The sequence below is a fragment of the Thalassovita gelatinovora genome (genome assembly GCF_001458355.1).
In the GTDB taxonomy this organism is placed as follows: Bacteria; Pseudomonadota; Alphaproteobacteria; order Rhodobacterales; family Rhodobacteraceae; genus Thalassobius; species Thalassobius gelatinovorus.
Genome location: NZ_CYSA01000015.1, coordinates 397,952 through 416,395, shown reverse-complemented (window position 1 = coordinate 416,395; position 18,444 = coordinate 397,952). Strand labels below are relative to the sequence as shown.

Sequence of the window (18,444 nt, the reverse complement as noted above, 5' to 3'; positions counted from 1 at the left end):
GTAGCGCGTTCAATCCGGTTCTGGAAAAGGCCAAAGGCGCTTTTCTTTTCCGTCCGAGTGGTGTTTTTATCGGGGGGAAACAAGGGGCCGATATGTCACTGATTGAAATCCAGGAAAGAGTCGCAAAGGCGGAAAACCAGGCAGGCCGTGCGCCGGGCAGCGTCAAACTGATCGCGGTCTCCAAGGTGCAGCCCAATGACCGGGTCGAGACGGTGCTGGAACAAGGCCAGCGGCTGTTCGGTGAAAACAAGGTGCAGGAAGCAGCGGGAAAATGGCCGGATTTCCGGGCGCGGTTCGATAATGTCGAAGTGCATCTGATCGGGCCATTACAAACCAACAAGGCGCGTCAGGCGATGGGATTGTTCGAAGCGATCCATTCGCTGGACCGGCCAAAGCTGGCCAAGACATTGGCCCGCTTGGCACAGGAATTAGGCCAATGCCCGGATCTGTTCATTCAGGTCAATACCGGAGAAGAACCGCAAAAGGCTGGAATTCTGCCGGTCGAGGCGGATGGTTTCATATCGGAATGCCGCGAAATGGATCTGCCGGTACACGGTTTGATGTGCATTCCGCCCGCAGATGAGGAACCGTCGCTGCATTTCGCGCTGCTGGGCAAGATCGCGGAACGCAACGGGCTGTCCGGGTTGTCGATGGGGATGAGCAGCGATTTTGAACGCGCTATCGCATTTGGCGCTACCCATGTGCGGGTAGGTTCTGCGATTTTCGGCGAACGCGATTACGGGTAGCGGCCGTTTCCACAGTGTTACCGTAAACGCTTGCGCCTGAATTTCGCGGTGAAATTCAGGCCGCATACGCAACTATTTCCCGTCTTCGTTCCCTTGCCCCAGCTTTGGCGATGGCCGGTCGAGCTTCAGTTCGGCGTTGGAAAACCGGAACGGTGACCGGATGCCGGGGATGCCATCAAGTTCGATCTGCATGCCGCGCGCCTGCACCTGCGGGTCGGCAAAGACTTCGGTCATGTCATTGATCGGACCGGCTGGAATGCCATGCTCTTCACAACCTGATAACAGCTCGGCCTTGCTGCGTTTTCGGGTTTCGGCCATCAGCAGATCGATCATTTTCGGACGATTGGACACCCGATCGGCGTTTTTCAGGAATTCCGGCGCTTCGGCCATCCAATTCAACCCCAACAGCCTGCACAAACGCTGATACTGTGCGTCGTTGCCGGTGGCGATGATGATATAGCCGTCAGAACAGTCGAACACCTGATATGGAGTCAGGTTCGGGTGGTAATTGCCGGTTCGGCCCGGCGGCGTGCCGGTGCTGAGGTAATTCATCCCCTGATTGGCGGTGACGGCGACCGCGACATCAAGAAGCGCCATATCGATATGTTGCCCCAAGCCTGTGCGTTCGCGTTGATACAGCGCTGCCAGAATGCCAGCGACAGAATAGACACCGGTAAAGATATCCGTAACCGCCACACCCGCGCGTTGTGGCTGACCGTCCGGGTCGCCGGTGATCGACATCAGCCCGGACATACCTTGGATGATGTAATCATAGCCGGCACGATGGGCGTAAGGGCCATCCTGTCCGAACCCGGTGATCGAACAATAAATCAGCCTTGGATTGACCTGTTTCAGACTTTGGTAATCAAGCCCATATTTCGCCAGCCCGCCGAGTTTGAAATTTTCGATCAGGATGTCTGCATCCTTGACCAATTCGCGCACCTGCGCCTGACCTTCTTCGCTACGGAAATCGGCCGTGATCGATTGCTTGCCACGGTTGCAGGAATGGAAATAAGAGGCGGTCTTGTCGTCATCGCGTTCGATGAACGGCGGGCCCCATTGCCGTGTGTCGTCGCCGTCGGGGCTTTCGACCTTGATGACATCGGCGCCAAGGTCAGACAGGGTTTGACCGGCCCAAGGGCCGGCCAGAATTCGGGCGAGCTCGACAACTTTGAGCCCCGCAAGAGGTGCGGACATTACATCTCCAATTTTTGATCAAGGATCTCTTTCAAATCCTCGTATGTCATATTGGAGTGCTTTTCACCATTGATGATCAGGGTCGGCGTACCAGAGATGTCATCGGTTTCGGCATTTTTCTGGAACCATGTATAAAGGGATTGCGCTTTGGTCCCATCGCTCAGGCAGTTGTCCAGTTGATCCTTGGTCAATCCTGCCACCAGACCGATCTTGCGCAGGTTCTGTTCGATGGTTTTCAGGTTGCCATCACCGATCCAGTCGTGCTGCCCGGTATAGAGCAGGTCAGAGATGCCGAAGAACCGGTTCGGATCGCAACGCGCAATCATTGCCGCCCACAGGCCGGGACGGTCGAAATAGACATCGCGGTAAATCAACTTGACCTTGCCGGTTTCGATATATTCAGCTTTCACCTTCTTTAGCGGGCCATTGTTGAAGGTGGCACAATGCGGGCAGGTGAAGGACGCGTATTCGATGAGCGTCACCGGTGCGTCTTCTGCCCCCAGCACCATTTCCTGAATGCTCGATGTGTCCACATCTTCTCCGGCGGCATAAGCAGCCCCAAAATCGGCCAGACCGGACGAACGGGGGACAAGTGACAGCGCGCCGGCGGTAACGGCGGCGGCCCCAATCAGGCCCAGGGCGTATCTGCGGTTCATATCGAACACCTTTCTTAACGTTTTGTCTTGGATAGAACGTTCTGCGCCAGCGCTTCAAGGGCTGTGCGCAAAGCTGCGTCTTCTGCCCCTTGGGCGATCTCACTGGCTTGCTGCCGAATGGCGGGATCGGGCGGGACCGGGGTGGGACTGGCAGATTGAGCATAGCGAAAATCGGCCTGACCCTCGGCAAATCCGACCGGGGCGGTTTGGGTGATGCGGACGCGCGAAATGGCATTATAGCCGTAGACGCTGTTTACCCGCTCACGCAGTTGTTCTTTTTGCATCTCGACCATCGGGGCCTGCGCGCCGGTGGTCAGGATTGTTAAAGTCGCACCAAAGCCCTGACGGCCATATTTCACCTCGACCGGGCGGGCGATTGCGGCCAGATCAGAACCGGCGATTTCCGGCCAATGGGTCAGCAACCGAGTCACGGCAAAGCCACGCGTCGCCCCCGCATGTTTGATCTGCTGTTGCAGAAGCGAAGCGGTGCGCGCGAACCCTTTTGTCGTGCTGCGTCTTACGGCCATGACTTGCATCCTTGATCCTGACCCTATTTTAGTAGGGCGGGTGCAGGACGCCAGCGAATAGAACATAACGGGGCATAAAGTTTGCGTGACGAAGGAATAGGCGCGGTAAACGCAGAGGATCTGTTGGCCTGGTATGATGCAAACGCACGGATTATGCCTTGGCGCGTTGGTCCGCAGGCGCGCCGTGCCGGTGACACACCCGACCCTTACCGGATCTGGCTTTCCGAGGTCATGTTGCAGCAGACCACGGTTGCCGCCGTGAAGGATTATTTCCACCGTTTCACAATGCGCTGGCCCACGGTGACCGCACTGGCGGCGGCAGCGGACGAAGACGTGATGGCGGCTTGGGCGGGGTTGGGATATTATGCCCGGGCCCGAAATTTGCTGAAATGCGCTCGTGTGGTGGTGGCTGATCATGGTGGGCAATTTCCCACCACGCGCGATGGCCTGCTGGGTTTGCCGGGGATCGGACCTTATACTGCCGCTGCGATCGCCGCGATTGCATATGACTTGCCGGAAACCGTGGTCGACGGCAATGTCGAACGTGTCATGGCGCGGCTTCATGATCTGCATCTACCGCTGCCCACTGCCAAGCCCGAATTGATCGAATTTGCCCGCCGTCTGACACCACGCCAGCGACCTGGCGACTACGCGCAGGCGGTGATGGATCTGGGGGCCACGATCTGCACCCCGAAATCGCCCGCTTGCGGCATCTGCCCTTGGCGCGCGCCCTGCGCTGCACGTTCTGAAGGGACAGCGCAGCAGTTGCCGAAGAAACTGCCGAAGAAGCCCAAGCCAATCCGGTTGGGCATTGCTTATGTCGGGCGGCGCACCGATGGGGCGTTCTTGTTGCAACGTCGCCCCGACAAGGGCTTGTTGGGCGGCATGTTGGGATGGCCCGGATCGGAATGGGCTGAAATCCCGCCACAAGAAAGCCCTCCGGTTGCCGCCGATTGGCGTGATCTGGGCGCCGAAGCGCGTCATACCTTTACCCATTTCCATCTGCGGCTTGCAGTAAGGGTGGCGGTAATTCCTCCCGAGGCGCAGCCGGATGTGGGGGCTTTCATACCCCATGACCGGTTCCGCCCGTCGGATTTGCCCACGGTGATGCGAAAGGCATTTGACCTTGCCCGCGCTTCGTTCGAATATGAAAGCTGACGCGCGTAACCTGCATTTGACTGGGAATGGAGTGTCCGCATGATCCCCGCAACAAAACTGCGCGCTTTCCGCAATGCCGCGCCATTCTGGTTGTCGTTGAGCCTGATACCTGTCGCGATGTTCAGTGCCGGAATGGGCGGCGGCTGGACCATCCTGCTGCCGCTTTGGGCATGGTGGTTGTTCACGCTGCTTGACGCGATCTTGGGACTCAATCAAGAAAACGCCGACCCGAACACACCGGATGCCGATTTGGTCTGGTATCGGTTGATCACGATGATCTGGTTTCCGATCCAGTTCACCACAGTCTACGGGATGATTTTCTATGCCACCCGGGCGGATCATCTGGGGCTGGTCGAAAAGCTGGTTCTGTTTTTCGGGGTCGGGGTGATTTCGGGGACTGTCGGGATCGTTTACAGCCATGAATTGATGCATCAGAAAAACAGGCTGGAACGCTGGCTGGGTGATTTGTTGCTGGCAACAGTTCTCTATTCGCATTTCCGCTCGGAACATCTGCTGGTGCATCACCGCCATGTCGGAACGCCCCGCGATGCGGTAACGGCGCGTTATAACGAAGGGTTTCACCGCTATTTTGTCCGGGTGCTACGGGACTGTCCGAAATCGGCCTGGGCGGCGGAACGGGCGATGCTGGAGCGCCGCAAACTACCGGTGTTGCACGGATCGAACCCGTTCTGGCGGTATGGTGCACTTCAACTTGCCGCTGTTGTTCTGGCGGTTGTCGTGGGCGGCTGGGAAGGGTTGTTCTTGTTCGCGGTTCAGGCCCTCAGCGCGGTTTGGCAGTTGGAGCTAACCAATTATGTGGAACATTACGGGCTGACGCGGAAACATCTGGGCGGGGGTAAATACGAACATGTCAAACCGCATCACAGTTGGAATGCGGCGCATAAGGCAACGAACTGGCTGTTGATCAATCTGCAGCGCCATTCCGATCACCATTACAAACCCGATCGCCGGTTTCCTTTGCTGCAAAATTACGACGCGGCAGAGGCGCCGCAGCTGCCTTATGGCTATCCGCTGATGGCGCTGGTGGCAATGATCCCGCCGCTATGGCGGCGGCGGATGAACCCGCGGGTGCGGGACTGGCGGCGCAAATTCTATCCCGAGATCGAGGATTGGACGCCTTACAAAAACGGAACTTTACCGTTGCCGCGACTCTGAAAAATCTCGAACCTGCCTGCGGTGTGGCTGTTTTTTCCAAGAAGAACCGGCTTTCAGCTTTCCAGAAATACTCCGGGGGAAGCGCCCCCAATCGCCGATAAAAAAGCCCCGCCGAGAGGGCGGGGCAGGAAGGCACCCCGTGTCAGGCCACGGGTGCCGGCGGTAACTGATTGTTTGGGATGTGGTTCAGTGATCCATTTCCGAACGGATCTGTTGACGTAGCAGGTCAATCGGCACATCCTTGCCTTCGCGCTTGATGCTCCAGTAAGTCCATCCGTTGCAGCTGGGTGCGCCTTCCAGCGCGGCACCGACCTGATGGATCGAGCCACGGGTGTCGCCTGCGATCAATGTGCCATCGGCGCGCACCTTGGCGGTCTTGCCGCGTGGATTGACCAGGGTTTCACCCGGGCGCAGCATGCCGCGTTCGACCAATTGACCGAAGGGAATACGCGGTTGGGCGCGTTTGCTGATCGAGACCTGTAGCGCATCGCGGTCGAACCGACGCGTCGCGGCAAGACGTTTTTCAGCAACCTTGCGATAGGCTTCTTCACGTTCGATACCGATGAAATCGCGGCCCAGCATCTTGGCCACAGCGCCGGTGGTGCCGGTGCCGAAAAACGGGTCCAGCACGACATCGCCCGGATTTGTGGTGCCGACCAGAACCCGATGCAACAGCGATTCTGGTTTCTGGGTTGGATGGGCCTTTTCGCCATTGTCGTCTTTCAACCGTTCACCGCCATTGCAGATTGGTAGCACCCAGTCTGAACGCATCTGGATACCTTCATTCAGCGCCTTCAGTGCCTCATAGTTGAAAGTGTATTTCCCACCTTCTGATTTGCTGGCCCAGATCATGGTTTCATGCGCGTTGGTGAACCGTTTGCCGCGGAAATTGGGCATCGGGTTCGATTTGCGCCAGATCACGTCATTTAGAATCCAGAAACCTTGGTTCTGTAACTCGGCTCCCATGCGAAACACATTGTGATAAGATCCGATCACCCAAAGCGCGCCATTGGGCTTCAGCACCCGGCGCGCGGCGGCAAGCCAATCGCGGGTGAACCGATCATAGACGGCGAAGGACGAAAACTGATCCCAGTGATCATCAACGGCATCCACCTTGGAGTTGTCAGGCCGGTGCAAATCACCTTTGAGCTGAAGGTTGTAAGGGGGGTCTGCGAAGATCAGGTCGATCGAATTTTCCGGCAGACTGTTCATCATTTCGATGCAGTCTCCAGCCAGAATCGTGTTGAGAGGGAGCGCTGACGCGCCCTTATTCTTGTTCATCGTTGTCATTCTCTGCCTCAATACCCGGCGCATTTTTGCGCTCTGTGGTTAGGGACAAAGATGAGTCAAACCGGATTCCGGGTCAATTTCTTTATTGAATCAGTAGGTTACGATTTACTCTTGATACAAGATATTGTGTACTGGTTTGAAAGAACGCCTATGATGTGGGGTCACTCCCAGATTTCGCAATGCTTCACGATGCGCTTTGGTTGGATATCCGGCATTTGTTTCCCATCCATAACCGGGGAACTGTTGCGCCAAATCCCACATCACCTTGTCGCGCCTTATTTTCGCCGCAATTGAAGCCGCTGCAATCGACAGTGAAAGCGCATCGCCCTTGATGATGGGCTGGGCCGGAATGTTCAGCCCGCGCGGGATCATATTGCCGTCGATCAGGGCGAAATCGGGCCGGATGATCAACCCGTTCAGGGCGCGATCCATCGCGATGTGACTGGCGCGCAAAATGTTGTGCTGGTCGATTTCTTCAACGCTGACATGGGCGACCGAGACATCGGCATGTTTCAGTAGCTGTTCCAGCAGGGCCTGCCGCTTTTTTGCCGTCAACTTCTTGGAATCATTCAGCCCCTCAGGAATATGATCAGGGTTCAGCACCACCGCTGCGGCAGTCACCGGTCCGGCTAAAGGGCCGCGCCCGACCTCGTCAACGCCAGCGACGCGCAAGTAGCCTTGCGCGTGCGCCGAGTGTTCGAATGTGTAATCCGGTTTGCTCATACCCAATGCAGAAAGCCCGATCCGTGGGGTTTTGCAAGCCGGTTTGTCACGGGGGGCGGATCGTGATCGTCAGTTCTGTCTCACACGAAAGCCGCGCTGCGCCAGGCAACTGGCCAGATAACCGGGACGACGGCCATCGCGATCCGAGATTCGTGTGCGGCACGTATCTGGCAAACGGTTGGCTTGACTATAATGCACTTCTAGGCAGCGGGCGCCGAACACGCGTTGGCGCCCATATTGGGTATTCGCTTGGATCAAGCAGCCCCCGGGCAGGGCAGCGACGCGGCGACCGCGATCGGGCGACCGCCAATCATCGTGACGACGGCGATCTTCTTCATGGCGACGATTTTCTTGCTGGCGGTAACGGTCCTGATTGCGCGGCTGTTGCTGGGTTGCCGTGGTATGGCGATTCGAATCGCTCAGCGCCGAGCCGATGATGATAAGCGCGGTGGCACCGGCCAGAAACTGCACCAAATCGCGGTCACTGGCGCGCGCCGGTACGGCGGTGAACGAAGTGAGCGCCAGCGAAGCCGTCAGGATGGTGGCAATGAATTTACGGGACATGGGGTTTCCTTGGATATGTGGGTTTCGGTCCGATCCGGGGCCAAGGGGGCCGCGAACCTTGCAATTCCACGATCCGGTCGATTCCGGCTGACAGGCAATAGCGCCAGCCTGTTATCGGATAACACCGCGCGTAAACCTGCTTGGTTATTGAATAACGGCGTGGTCATGCGCATTGTGACCGGCATGAAAAACATAGTCGTTACATCACTGATCGCACTGACCATCGCGCTGGGATCACCGGTCTTGGCGCAGACGGAATGTTACGCCGACTACAAGGCCAAACAGGATGCGCCGCTGCGCCTGCACTATGGTGTGGCGCAGATTACCGGAACCTGCAGCAAATCCAGTGCGACATCCGAATTGAAATCCCGACTGACGGCGGAGGGCTGGATTTTGCTGAATATCCTGTCGGTGTTCGGGCCTGAAGGTTTGGAAGAAAGGAGGGGCAGTGCCGGTGTCTATTTCCTCCGCTTCTGATTTGCGCCGGTCTGGATCGCGGTTCGTCGTCCTAGGGATAGCGATCATCGTTGGAATTTTGTTGGCGGCTGCAATGGTGCTGTATTTCACCCTGCCCGATGCGAATGCATTCAATGCGCGGGTGGAGCGATTGTTCATCGAAAATGACGATCTGACCTCGGCGGCCGAAATCAAGTTGCTTGAAATTCTGGCCCAATCGGGCACGGCCTTTGCCGATACACTGACCAGTTACCGGATGGTGATATTCGTGTTGTTGATTTTTGCTACGGCGATGGTGATCGCGGCATTGGTGTTTCTGGTCATGCTGGTGGCTTTGAACCGGCGCATGATGCAGATCGAACAGGCCGGGATTCAGGTGTCGTCACTGCTGATCAGCCGGGATGAAAATACCGTTTATCTGAACAACATGGGTTTCAAGCTGACTGCAGCGGCGATGGAAACCCTGTCGGTCCTAGCCGAAGCGCGGATGGACGAAGACGTGTTGTCGGGGGCCGAAATCGAAGCAATGGTGTCAGGCCGCAGCAGTGAAAATTGCGAAGAAGCCGCAGGTGCCACCCGGATCAAGCGGTTGCGGGATACGCTGGGCAATCAGATGGTTAGCGAGCTTCTGGTCAAGAATATCGCCCGCAAGGGCTATATGCTGGCGGTTGATAAAGATGTGATCAGGATGATTTGATCACGCTTTGGACAGCGTATCGCCGTAGCTGATGGTTGGCGTTAATTCGATCCGATCAGCAATGTCGATATCGGGGTTTTCCGTGCGCGCCACGACGATTTCCGCAGCCTTGCGGCCGATTTCCTGCCGGCAGGCGTCCATGGTTGCCAGTTGCATCGGCAGACCTTGCAAAAGTTCGACCCCATTGAACCCGGCCAACCCGATCTGTGTCGGGATGTCATACCCCTTTTCAATCAGATAAAGCAGCCCGCCAGCGCCGATCATGTCGTTGGAGTAATATAGGAAATCCAGGTCCGGTGTCCGTTCCATCATGGCGGCCGTCATTTCCCGTCCCTTGGCCAAGGCCGATCCACCGGAATAGAATTCCTGATCCGCCACTTCGATCCCACCCTTGGCCAAAGCCTGGGTCAGGCCTTCGAACCGTTTGCGGGCGCGATGGTCCAGCGGCATCTTGGTGCCCATGAAGCCAATGCGCTTATACCCGGCTTTGAGAATCGCCTGGCCCATTTCCTTACCGGCACGACGATGTGAAATACCGACCGTAGCGTCGACCGGATCGCCATCGACATCCATGATTTCGACCACTGGAATCCCTGCTGCCCGCAACATGGCGCGCGAAGCGTCGGAATGTTCCAACCCGGCGATGATCACCCCCGAGGGGCGCCAGGACAGCATTTCGTAAAGCACCTTTTCTTCCTTTTCGGGAAGGTAATCGGTCACGCCGACAACCGGCTGCAAGTCGGTTTCTTCCAGAACCTTGCTGATCCCGGTCATCACTTCCGGGAACACCATGTTGGACAGCGACGGGATAATCACGGCGATCAGATTGACCCGCTGACTGGCCAGCGCACCGGCGATCTTGTTGGGCACATACCCCAGTTGTTTCGCGGCTTTCAGAACCTTTGCCCGTGTTGCTTCGGACACATCGCTGCGATTGCGCAACACCCGACTGACGGTCATTTCCGAAACGCCCGATGCTTCGGAAACATCGCGCAGGGTTAACGGGCGGGTGTTAGTGCGGCTCAAATCCGGTGTCCTGAAATTATCGAGGGTTTGTAAATGGTAGCGTGAACCACGGGACTTGTTCAAGCCATCCCGCCGGGCTAAGACAATCGGGCGCGGCCCCGTGGCTCAACTGGATAGAGCAGCCCCCTCCTAAGGGGCAGGTTGCAGGTTCGAATCCTGCCGGGGTCACCAATTCACTCTCGAGCCAGAAAAACAAAGTATGCCCTTGATGGACAAGGTGGTTTCGCGGTTCTAGCGGTTGCCATTTCTTTCCATGACTAAGGATTGCACCCGCATTTTGCGACCCCGAGCGGGCGAGGAAACCCGGGGCCGCTTCAATTATTCACCGGAGCGGAATTTGGTCCAAGCGCGGTTGCGCTGACGGGTCAGGGTGTCTTCGACGGCCCCCGCGACGAACAGCGTCCTGAGAACATCTTCGGACGGGAACACAACCTCGCTTGCCGCCATTTCCGGCGGCAGCATATCACGAGAGGCCGGAACACCGTTGGCATATCCAAGGTTCAGGGTCATCCGCGCGGCCACTGACGGTTCCAGTGTAAAGTCCAAGAAAGCATTGGCGGCGTCGGGGTTGGGTGCATTGCGCGGGATGGCAATTGCCGTGAACCAAGCCATGGTGCCTTCCTTGGGCATAACATAGCGGATCTCGTCGGTTTGACCTGCTTCGGCGGCACGCAGTCCAGCCACGACGATATCACCGGACCAAGCGATAGAGGCGCAAATGTTGCCCTGAGCAGTATCGGTCATCATCCGGCCCTTGTCGAATTCCACATAAGGGCGAATTCCGTCCAGCAGTTCCATCGCCTTGTTCAGATCGGCAGGATCCTGTGATTCCGGGTCTAGCCCCAGATAGTTCAACGCAATCGGGACCACATCCGTGGCAGAATCGACTAAGGACACCCCGCATTCTGACAGCTTGCTGGCATATTCAGGCTTAAAGATCAGATCATAGCTGTCAAGCGGGGCATCAGGCAGCAACTCCCGCACTTTGGTAACGTTCAACCCCATGCCAGTGGTGCCCCAGCCGCCGATCACGGCGTATTCCAAACCGGGGTCTGCCCGCGCCATCAATCTCAGCAGGTTCTGATCCTGATTATCAAAGTTGGGGACAAGCGTTTTGTCGATCTTTTCGACCGCACCCGCCTTGATTTGGCGCGCTAGAAACGGCGTGGCCGAGGGCACGATTACGTCATAGCCCGTGTCACCCGTCAGCAGCCGTGTTTCCAGTGTCTCGTCGCTGTCGTAGCTGTCATAGGTTACCTTGTAGCCGGTCTTGTCTTCGAATTCTGCGATGAGTTCGGGCGAGAACAAGTCCTGCCATGCAAACAGTTTCAACTCACCCTCAGCCGCAGCGCCGGTTGCCATCAGGCACACTGATGCGGCAAGAGTCATTTTGAATATTGAAGTGGTCATTTCTTTGGTCTCCTTTGTTGCAATCAGCCGCTAAACATCGTGTGGATGTTCAACGAGAATTCGAACGGTATTTCGTCACAGGCCAGCTATTCCGCATTTGCTTTGGCGGTACCGGCCAAGCCACAAGAACGGCATGCAGTCGAGAGACCTGCCTTGAGCTTCAAAGAACTATCCTCGTTTTGTGGTTGTGACCTTGCTCCGGTCCAAATTGGCACCGAAGCCGCGCCGGACAGGCGAGAAACGTTTTCCACAAAAGCGTGAACAGGGAAGCGTCGCGTCATTAATCAGCTATCCCTTCGTTGGCTTGCATTCGCCGATGCGATCGAACGGTGATCAGCCAAGCTGACAGCATGCCGAGGCTGACAATGGCGATCACGATGGTCGATAGCGCGTTAATTTGCGGCGACACGCCAGAACGAACCGTCGAATATAGGCGCAGCGGCAGCGTTGTGGCATTCGGCCCAGAGGTGAACGAGGCGATGACCAAATCGTCCAGCGACATGGAAAACGCCAACAGCCAGCCCGAAATCACCGCAGGTGCAATGATCGGCAACGTCACCAAGCGGAAGGTTTCGAAATGGGTGGCCCCCAGATCCAGCGCTGCTTCGTCCAAGGCTTGATCATACGACAGCAGGCGCGACGCGATCACCACAGCGACAAAGCTGATTGCAAGTGTGGTTTGCGCGATAATGATCGTATTCATACCGCGATCCAAGTTGACCCCGATGAACAGCAGCAACATCGACAGACCCGTGATTACCGGCGGCATTACCAGCGGCGCATAGATCAGCGCTGAAAACAGGGTTCGGCCCCAAAATCGCCCGGCGCGGACCAATACAAAAGCGGCCATAGCGCCAAGGATCACCGCCAGTGTCGCCACAACCAATGCAATCTTGAATGAGATGATCGCGGAGCTAAGGAACGCTTCGTTGCGGGCCAGTTCGCCGTACCATTTGATCGACCAACCTCCCCAGATCGTGACCAGCTTGGACTTGTTGAAGCTGTAGATGACGACGATCACCATCGGAACATACAAGAACATGAACCCCAGGGTGACAGAAAGCTTATTGACCCAAGACATCTGCGTGTTCATCGTTGCAGCTCCTTGTTTTGTTCAAATTCCTGGCTCCGTTGGAACAACACGATTGGCACCACCAGCAACAGCAGCAACACGACCGCCACAGCCGCAGCCAAAGGCCAATCACGGTTTGAAAAGAACTCTTCGAACAAGACCTTGCCGATCATCAACTTGGATGAACCGCCCAGCAGTGTCGGGATCACGAATTCTCCGATCGCCGGGATAAATACCAAAAAGCACCCTGCCACGATCCCCGGCAGCGAGAGCGGCACAGTGACCAACCAAAATGCTTTGGGCCGTGAGCATCCCAAATCCATCGCCGCCTCATTCAGCGATAGATCCATCTTTTCCAACGTCGCATAGAGCGGCAGCACCATGAATGGCAGATAGGCATAGATGATGCCGATATAGATCGCGAACGGTGTGTTCAGCATCTTGATCGGCCCGTCTGTCAGTCCCAAGAACATAAACAGTTGGTTTAGCATGCCTTCATTCGACAAGATCCCGATCCACGAATAGATGCGCACAAGAAAGGAGGTCCAGAACGGCAAGATCACTAAAAACAACAACACCATCCGGGTCTGTGGTGTGGCACGGGCCATGCCATAGGCCATGGGATATCCCACCAGCAGCGTCAAAATCGTGGCTTTCAGCGCCACGCCCACGCTGGACAGGTAGGCCTTTAGATACAGGCTGTCCGAGATCAGGAACCGGTAGTTATCCAGCGTCAGCCGGGAAAGCGCATCCTTAAACCCGGCCCAACCCTCTGACAGGCCAAAAGTCGGAGCATAGGGAGGTATCGCGGTAACAGAATGGGACAAAGAAATTTTGAACGCCATGAACAGCGGCACGGCAAAGAAAATCAGCAACCACGCGAAGGGGATGAAAATCAGGATGGCTCGACGCTTGTTCACAACATCCCCCTCATTTCTTTAACAGAACGCCGGCCGTATCCGTCCAGCTCAGGACGATGCGGTCATTCCAGTTGATCGTGCGCCGCGACAGGCGGCGCCCATTGGAGGCCTGCGCCTTGATCACATGCCCAGACGCCAATGTGACGTGAAAGGTTGACACATTGCCGGTATAGGCAATGTCGGTCACCGTACCAGTCAGTGCATTTTGGGTGTTCTTTTCTGCTGTTGCGCCCACGCAAACTTTTTCCGGTCGAAGCGCCAAAAAGACACGTTGGCCCATTTCTACCCTTGTTTCGGATATGACGTTCAGCGCTGGCTGACCTTCGGCAAATGCCACGGTGCAGGATTCTCCGTCGATTGCGGTGACGGTGCCCTCGACTAGGTTCACATCACCGATGAAATCCGCAACATAGGTGGATAAGGGCGCTTCATAGATCCGGTCCGGCGTGTCTACTTGAACCAATTTGCCGTGATCCATCACAGCAATGCGGCTGGCAACGGTCATCGCCTCTTCTTGGTCATGGGTCACGATCACAAAAGTGGTCCCAGTGCGTTCCTGGATATCCATCAGTTCGAACTGGGTATCTTGTCTCAGTTTTTTATCCAAAGCCGCCAGCGGTTCGTCCAGCAGCAGGAGCTTCGGAGCTTTGGCCAACGCCCGGGCAAGGGCCACCCTTTGGCGCTGTCCCCCGGAAATTTGATCGGGACGGCGGCTGGCGAATTTTTCTAGCCGGGTGAGGCGCAGCATCTCTTCGACCCGAGGACCGATCTGATTTTTTGGCAGGCCCTGACGGCGCAGACCAAAAGCGATGTTGTCCCAGACTTTGAGATGAGGGAACAAAGCATAGCTTTGAAACATCATGTTAACGGGGCGTTTGTTTGGCGGCACATCGCCAATTTGCGCCCCATTGAGCCAGATTTCACCTTCTGTGGCGGTTTCAAATCCGGCCAGCATACGCATCATGGTCGTCTTGCCACAACCCGATGGGCCGAGCAGTGCAAAGAATTCCTGCGGGTAGATATCAAGGTTCAGATTGTCGATTGCTGTGAAATCCCCGAACCGTTTGGTCACTCCGTCAAAACGGATCAGCGGCGTTGCCGACCGGTCGGTCCACGGGGAAAACTGGGTAGATGTATCGTTCAGCAGAGCCATTGTCTTGTCTCGTGATCTATGTCTGTTCGTTCTGGACAGCGCGCAGCTGTGCGTCGCCGCCAAAGCTGTCATACGTGACGCGCCCATTGCAGATGGCCAGCAACACTTCGGACGTTTCACCCTTGAACAGGTCTGCCGGATTTCCTGACACAATGGTCAGATCCCCCCGCAGGCCAGGGGCAATTCGACCGCGAAGGGTTTCTTCGAACGCCACCCATGCGGCGTTATATGTGATCCCGGCCAATGCTTCGGCCCAGCCCAGTCGGTGGTCAATACCGGCACCTGGCCACTCTGTCCGCGTCATCGCGGCTTCCAAGGTGATTAGGGGTGACAAAGGCGCAACCGGCCAATCGGTAGACAGAACATAGGCCGCATTCACGGCGCACAGCTGGCGCATAGGAAATGCCAGATCGCCGCGAGACGGACCGAGAAATTCAAGATAGCCTTCACCCGCCTCGGGAACGTGGGTCGGTTGCATCGACGCGACCACACCAAGCTTCGGAAAACGCGCGATGTCTGCGGCATCAATCATCTCGATATGTTCAATCCGGTGCCGCGCTTCGCGCCAACCATTGGCCTTTTGCGCCCCGTCAAAGGCGTTCAGTACCTGATGCACCGCCCCATCGCCGACGCAATGTACTGCGATCTGAAAACCTAGTCTGTCGGCCTCTTGAATCAGTGAATTCAGTTCTTGATCCTCATAGATCGGATGCCCGCTTTGGCCCGGTATGTTGCAATACTCGGCCAGCAAATTTGCAGTGCCGGATTCGATCACCCCATCGGCGAAAATCTTGATGAAATCGCAACGCAGCATTTCGCTGTTGAATCGGCGACGCCAGTGCACGGCATGGGCCAGGTCCTCTTTCCTCATCCCCTTGGATATCTGGAATGGCATACGCACCCGCACCGGCAGGCCACGGTCCTGATCCAGCTCTGCCAGCAATTCCAGCTGATACAGACTGCCATCCATGTTCTGCACTGCCGTCAGACCTTGTTCTGCACAATGGATCAGAGCGGCCCACAAGACTTCTTTGTCGGTCTGGCGTTCTTCTTTGGTATATTGGCCAACCTCCAGCGGTCGCTGGCTGGCTTCTGCGTGGCGTGCGCTTCGTGGGTTCTTGCCTCGGACCAATTCAATCGCATTTAATTCCAGCAACACGCCGGTCGCTTCTCCGGCCTCATCGACCTTCACGCTTGACCCATGGGGCAGCTCTGCGCCGCGCTCAATCCCGGCCAGCGCGATGGCCTTGCTGTTGCACCAACTGGTGTGGAAATCTTCGGACATTATCAGCACCGGCAGATCAGGGCACAGTTCATCCAGCACCGTGCGTTCTAGCTGTTCGCCCGTCTCAAGGATTTCATATGCACATGAATGTGCTGCCAGAAAGACAAGCTCTGGATTGGCGGCGCGATGGCTGTCAATCGCCGCCTGCAAGCCGCTGCGCCCCCGAACCCCACGCAGAGACAGTTCGGTCAGACCCAAACCGCCTGCGAACAAATGCAAATGGGCATCATTAAGACCGGGCAACACAGTTTGATCCTGCGCATCCACAACCCGCGTGGTTTGCCCGACCATATGATCGACTGGCCCGGTGCCAATCGCCATGATATCGCAACCCCTCAACGCGACCCAACTGGCGTTGGGGGCATCTTGGGTACCGCTGTAGACTGTGGCATTCTTGATTATCAGATCGGCATGTTTCGTCATCTTGCTTTCCGTTTACTGGGCGCAAACCCCACAGCTTTAGGGCCGGCAAAATCGATGCCGACAATCAAAGGCGATAGATTGTTCCCTAAAGACGTCCTCAACAGCAACGTGCCCGGGTAAACCCCGATGTCTTCTGTTGCGGCCAAGAGGAGTCTTGCAACCCTGGTGGTCTGTTCTTGAAATTGAGCATTACACCGCAACCCCATTGCGGCAATAATCCATTGACGCCAAAAGTGTCGTGACTGCACCTATTCTCTGGACAATTAGCGACAGATTCGCGTTTTATGAATGTCTCATTGGGGCAAACCGTGGCATGCTTTGCGTCGGCTAACGCTGTGAAATACGCCCGGAGGAATGACATGAAGCGCACTGATCTTTCCGCGAATCTGCGGCTTTTGGCCGGGTACGGAAAATCCATCTCGGCAATCTGCAAAGCGGCCAAGATCAATCGCACGCAGTTTCATCGCTATTTGAACGGCGATGCCGAACCGACGCTGAACACCTTGCGGCGGATTTGCGATTATTTCGGCGTAGAAGAATACGAAATCATGATGTCCCATACCAGTTTTCGGGAACTGGTCCGCCTGCGTCCTCCGCAGTTACACGAAACGGTGGACCCCTTTCGAGAAATCCAGAACCGGATCTATGCAGGCGAAGGGCCGGTGAATATTTCGATGGGCTATTACCACATGTTGTTCCGGCCTGATCCGGAGACCGGCATCTATTACCGGGCGCTGGTTAGGATGCAACAGGCCACTGGCGGTATCATCTTCAAGATGGTGGAACGCTTTCCGCGCCCTGCCTTGTCTTTGCCGTCGCGGCTGGTGTCTGAAGGCACCGGGTTTGTCCACATGGGCAAGCTGTATTGCCTCATGCAAGAGGTCAAGTTTCGCCGTTCGACGTGGTTCAACGTGCTTAACGTCGGGGATTCCAGCAATGCCCCGATGTTAAATGGCGTCGCCACCGGATCAGAGCCAGAGGGCACCTCGGGGATAAAATCATTTCCCATCGTTTGGCTGTTTTTGGGGGAGCGTCCCGATCTGCGTCAGGCGCTATCGGCATGTGGCTACTATCGTGCCGACGAAATCACCCTGCCCCCAGAGGCGGATTATGTGCTGTCCGCAGATCTGTAACCGTACTTTACATGGTTAAGTATTGAAATCATCGATCAGTGGATTGGGCTTGGCAAACCCGATCAGGTCGTTTTGATTCTTGATCGTGACCTGATTGCCATTGACGTACACCCCATAGGGTTGCAGCCCTTTGAATGCGCGGCTCAGATTTTCCGGTGTCATGCCAAGCAACGAGGCCACCCGTCGTTTCTCGATCGGTAGTTCAAACTTCGCCCCGCCGCCGGCACATGTCTGTTGTCGCAGAATGTAATTCGCCAATTGCTCAAGCGATGTTCGGAGCTTTAGATCTTTCGTGGACTTGACGACGCTGCGATAGCATTGGGCCAGTTCGGTGACCATGGCACGGGCAAAATCCGCATCTTCGTCGAAAACCGACCGCACATCCTGGCTTGGAATAAGCACGATGCGGCTTTTTTCCAGGGTGCGGGCAGACATCAGATAAGGTGCATCCTTGATCGATGCAGCAAGGATAAAGGTCGATATCGGGCGTATCGTCGCCATTGCCGTTTCACGCCGGTTCCAGGTCGAAAACAACTCAACGGAACCCGCCACGATAATATGCAGAAAATCGCTTGGATCGCCTTCGGTGATAAGTTCGATCTGAGGTGGGAAATTCTGCACATATGCGCCCCGCATCAGAGACTCGAAATGCTCATCCGCCATTTTCGAAAAAAGATGCAGCGTCCTGACTTCAGGATAAAGCGTTTCGGACATGTCTCAAATACCAGTTCTACAGGTTTGAATAACGTCATGTATTTGGTTGATCTTTGTCAATAATCAAATTGCAAAGCCTTGTGCGGAGCCTTGATTTCCAACCGATCCAGACACAAAA

At 56.1% G+C, this 18,444-nt stretch carries 19 protein-coding genes and 1 tRNA gene; 7 read left to right on the top strand and 13 right to left on the bottom strand.

What is annotated here, in order from left to right; genetic code table 11:
* The first annotated feature begins 92 nt into the window (after positions 1-92).
* Positions 93-746: a YggS family pyridoxal phosphate-dependent enzyme gene (locus TG4357_RS06800; protein ID WP_058262105.1), complete on the top strand. Its 654-nt coding sequence runs from the start codon at positions 93-95 to the stop codon at positions 744-746.
* 72 nt (positions 747-818) lie between these two features.
* On the opposite strand, the gene TG4357_RS06795 is transcribed toward TG4357_RS06800, so the two are convergent.
* Genes TG4357_RS06795 through TG4357_RS06785 form a run of 3 tightly spaced genes read right to left on the bottom strand, consistent with a single transcriptional unit; the run spans position 819 to position 3,126 of the window.
* Positions 819-1,943 carry a CaiB/BaiF CoA transferase family protein gene (locus tag TG4357_RS06795; protein WP_058262104.1) on the bottom strand — a complete coding sequence of 375 codons (1,125 nt, stop codon included), beginning with the start codon at positions 1,941-1,943 and terminating at the stop codon, positions 819-821.
* Positions 1,943-2,599 carry a DsbA family protein gene (locus TG4357_RS06790; protein WP_058262103.1) on the bottom strand — a complete coding sequence of 219 codons (657 nt, stop codon included), beginning with the start codon at positions 2,597-2,599 and terminating at the stop codon, positions 1,943-1,945. Before TG4357_RS06790 ends, TG4357_RS06795 begins: the two co-directional genes overlap by 1 nt.
* Positions 2,600-2,613: 14 nt before the next feature.
* Positions 2,614-3,126, bottom strand: a complete 513-nt coding sequence (locus TG4357_RS06785) for a DUF721 domain-containing protein (RefSeq protein ID WP_058262102.1) — start codon at positions 3,124-3,126, stop codon at positions 2,614-2,616.
* Between the two features lie 81 nt (positions 3,127-3,207).
* Between TG4357_RS06785 and mutY the strand changes: the two genes are divergently transcribed.
* A complete protein-coding gene (gene mutY, locus TG4357_RS06780) occupies positions 3,208-4,284 on the top strand; it encodes an A/G-specific adenine glycosylase (RefSeq protein WP_074646752.1) in 1,077 nt (358 codons plus the stop codon).
* 39 nt (positions 4,285-4,323) lie between these two features.
* Positions 4,324-5,460: an alkane 1-monooxygenase gene (locus tag TG4357_RS06775; RefSeq protein WP_058262100.1), complete on the top strand. Its 1,137-nt coding sequence runs from the start codon at positions 4,324-4,326 to the stop codon at positions 5,458-5,460.
* A 186-nt stretch (positions 5,461-5,646) separates the two neighbouring features.
* Here TG4357_RS06775 and TG4357_RS06770 read toward each other — a convergent pair whose 3' ends face one another.
* From TG4357_RS06770 to TG4357_RS06760, 3 genes are all read right to left on the bottom strand, one after another.
* Entirely contained in the window at positions 5,647-6,750 is a 1,104-nt protein-coding gene (locus TG4357_RS06770) for a site-specific DNA-methyltransferase (protein ID WP_074646753.1), read from the bottom strand.
* Between the two features lie 105 nt (positions 6,751-6,855).
* The gene (gene rnhB / locus TG4357_RS06765) at positions 6,856-7,473 is read right to left on the bottom strand and encodes a ribonuclease HII (protein ID WP_058262099.1); all 618 of its coding nucleotides are present in this window, start codon (positions 7,471-7,473) and stop codon (positions 6,856-6,858) included.
* A 69-nt stretch (positions 7,474-7,542) separates the two neighbouring features.
* Positions 7,543-8,037, bottom strand: a complete 495-nt coding sequence (locus TG4357_RS06760; RefSeq protein ID WP_058262098.1) for a hypothetical protein — start codon at positions 8,035-8,037, stop codon at positions 7,543-7,545.
* A 183-nt stretch (positions 8,038-8,220) separates the two neighbouring features.
* Between TG4357_RS06760 and TG4357_RS06755 the strand changes: the two genes are divergently transcribed.
* Both TG4357_RS06755 and TG4357_RS06750 read left to right on the top strand, forming a co-directional pair.
* Positions 8,221-8,514 (top strand): hypothetical protein, encoded by a 294-nt coding sequence (locus tag TG4357_RS06755; protein WP_058262408.1) that lies wholly within the window; start codon positions 8,221-8,223, stop codon positions 8,512-8,514.
* A gap of 1 nt (position 8,515) precedes the next feature.
* Positions 8,516-9,190 carry a winged helix-turn-helix domain-containing protein gene (locus TG4357_RS06750; RefSeq protein ID WP_058262097.1) on the top strand — a complete coding sequence of 225 codons (675 nt, stop codon included), beginning with the start codon at positions 8,516-8,518 and terminating at the stop codon, positions 9,188-9,190.
* On the opposite strand, the gene TG4357_RS06745 is transcribed toward TG4357_RS06750, so the two are convergent.
* On the bottom strand, positions 9,191-10,216 hold the full coding sequence (locus TG4357_RS06745; protein ID WP_058262096.1) for a LacI family DNA-binding transcriptional regulator: 1,026 nt from the start codon (positions 10,214-10,216) through the stop codon (positions 9,191-9,193).
* 94 nt (positions 10,217-10,310) lie between these two features.
* On the opposite strand from TG4357_RS06745, the gene TG4357_RS06740 reads away from it, so the two are divergent.
* Positions 10,311-10,387, top strand: a tRNA-Arg gene (locus tag TG4357_RS06740).
* 147 nt (positions 10,388-10,534) lie between these two features.
* Here the strand turns inward: TG4357_RS06740 and TG4357_RS06735 are convergent.
* The 5 genes from TG4357_RS06735 to TG4357_RS06715 form a co-directional block, all read right to left on the bottom strand.
* A complete protein-coding gene (locus TG4357_RS06735; RefSeq protein WP_058262095.1) occupies positions 10,535-11,626 on the bottom strand; it encodes an extracellular solute-binding protein in 1,092 nt (363 codons plus the stop codon).
* A 280-nt stretch (positions 11,627-11,906) separates the two neighbouring features.
* Complete coding sequence (locus tag TG4357_RS06730; protein ID WP_058262094.1) at positions 11,907-12,719, bottom strand: ABC transporter permease; 813 nt, start codon at positions 12,717-12,719, stop codon at positions 11,907-11,909.
* Positions 12,716-13,618 carry an ABC transporter permease gene (locus tag TG4357_RS06725; protein WP_058262093.1) on the bottom strand — a complete coding sequence of 301 codons (903 nt, stop codon included), beginning with the start codon at positions 13,616-13,618 and terminating at the stop codon, positions 12,716-12,718. The genes TG4357_RS06730 and TG4357_RS06725 overlap by 4 nt, the downstream gene beginning before the upstream one ends.
* Before the next feature lie 10 nt (positions 13,619-13,628).
* Positions 13,629-14,771, bottom strand: a complete 1,143-nt coding sequence (locus TG4357_RS06720) for an ABC transporter ATP-binding protein (RefSeq protein WP_058262092.1) — start codon at positions 14,769-14,771, stop codon at positions 13,629-13,631.
* A 16-nt stretch (positions 14,772-14,787) separates the two neighbouring features.
* Complete coding sequence (locus TG4357_RS06715) at positions 14,788-16,479, bottom strand: amidohydrolase (protein ID WP_058262091.1); 1,692 nt, start codon at positions 16,477-16,479, stop codon at positions 14,788-14,790.
* Between the two features lie 359 nt (positions 16,480-16,838).
* Between TG4357_RS06715 and TG4357_RS06710 the strand changes: the two genes are divergently transcribed.
* A complete protein-coding gene (locus tag TG4357_RS06710) occupies positions 16,839-17,612 on the top strand; it encodes a helix-turn-helix domain-containing protein (RefSeq protein ID WP_058262090.1) in 774 nt (257 codons plus the stop codon).
* Positions 17,613-17,627: 15 nt separating this feature from the next.
* Here TG4357_RS06710 and TG4357_RS06705 read toward each other — a convergent pair whose 3' ends face one another.
* Positions 17,628-18,326 (bottom strand): cyclic nucleotide-binding domain-containing protein, encoded by a 699-nt coding sequence (locus TG4357_RS06705; protein ID WP_058262089.1) that lies wholly within the window; start codon positions 18,324-18,326, stop codon positions 17,628-17,630.
* Positions 18,327-18,444: the final 118 nt, after the last annotated feature.

Bases quoted from the DNA above. Each gene is read 5' to 3' on its own strand.
- TG4357_RS06800 (WP_058262105.1), top strand. From the start codon at position 93: ATGTCACTGATTGAAATCCAGGAAAGAGTCGCAAAGGCGGAAAACCAG.
- TG4357_RS06795 (WP_058262104.1), bottom strand. From the start codon at position 1,943: ATGTCCGCACCTCTTGCGGGGCTCAAAGTTGTCGAGCTCGCCCGAATT.
- TG4357_RS06790 (WP_058262103.1), bottom strand. From the start codon at position 2,599: ATGAACCGCAGATACGCCCTGGGCCTGATTGGGGCCGCCGCCGTTACC.
- TG4357_RS06785 (WP_058262102.1), bottom strand. From the start codon at position 3,126: ATGGCCGTAAGACGCAGCACGACAAAAGGGTTCGCGCGCACCGCTTCG.
- TG4357_RS06775 (WP_058262100.1), top strand. From the start codon at position 4,324: ATGATCCCCGCAACAAAACTGCGCGCTTTCCGCAATGCCGCGCCATTC.
- TG4357_RS06770 (WP_074646753.1), bottom strand. From the start codon at position 6,750: ATGACAACGATGAACAAGAATAAGGGCGCGTCAGCGCTCCCTCTCAAC.
- rnhB (WP_058262099.1), bottom strand. From the start codon at position 7,473: ATGAGCAAACCGGATTACACATTCGAACACTCGGCGCACGCGCAAGGC.
- TG4357_RS06760 (WP_058262098.1), bottom strand. From the start codon at position 8,037: ATGTCCCGTAAATTCATTGCCACCATCCTGACGGCTTCGCTGGCGCTC.
- TG4357_RS06755 (WP_058262408.1), top strand. From the start codon at position 8,221: ATGAAAAACATAGTCGTTACATCACTGATCGCACTGACCATCGCGCTG.
- TG4357_RS06735 (WP_058262095.1), bottom strand. From the start codon at position 11,626: ATGACCACTTCAATATTCAAAATGACTCTTGCCGCATCAGTGTGCCTG.
- TG4357_RS06730 (WP_058262094.1), bottom strand. From the start codon at position 12,719: ATGAACACGCAGATGTCTTGGGTCAATAAGCTTTCTGTCACCCTGGGG.
- TG4357_RS06720 (WP_058262092.1), bottom strand. From the start codon at position 14,771: ATGGCTCTGCTGAACGATACATCTACCCAGTTTTCCCCGTGGACCGAC.
- TG4357_RS06715 (WP_058262091.1), bottom strand. From the start codon at position 16,479: ATGACGAAACATGCCGATCTGATAATCAAGAATGCCACAGTCTACAGC.
- TG4357_RS06710 (WP_058262090.1), top strand. From the start codon at position 16,839: ATGAAGCGCACTGATCTTTCCGCGAATCTGCGGCTTTTGGCCGGGTAC.
- TG4357_RS06705 (WP_058262089.1), bottom strand. From the start codon at position 18,326: ATGTCCGAAACGCTTTATCCTGAAGTCAGGACGCTGCATCTTTTTTCG.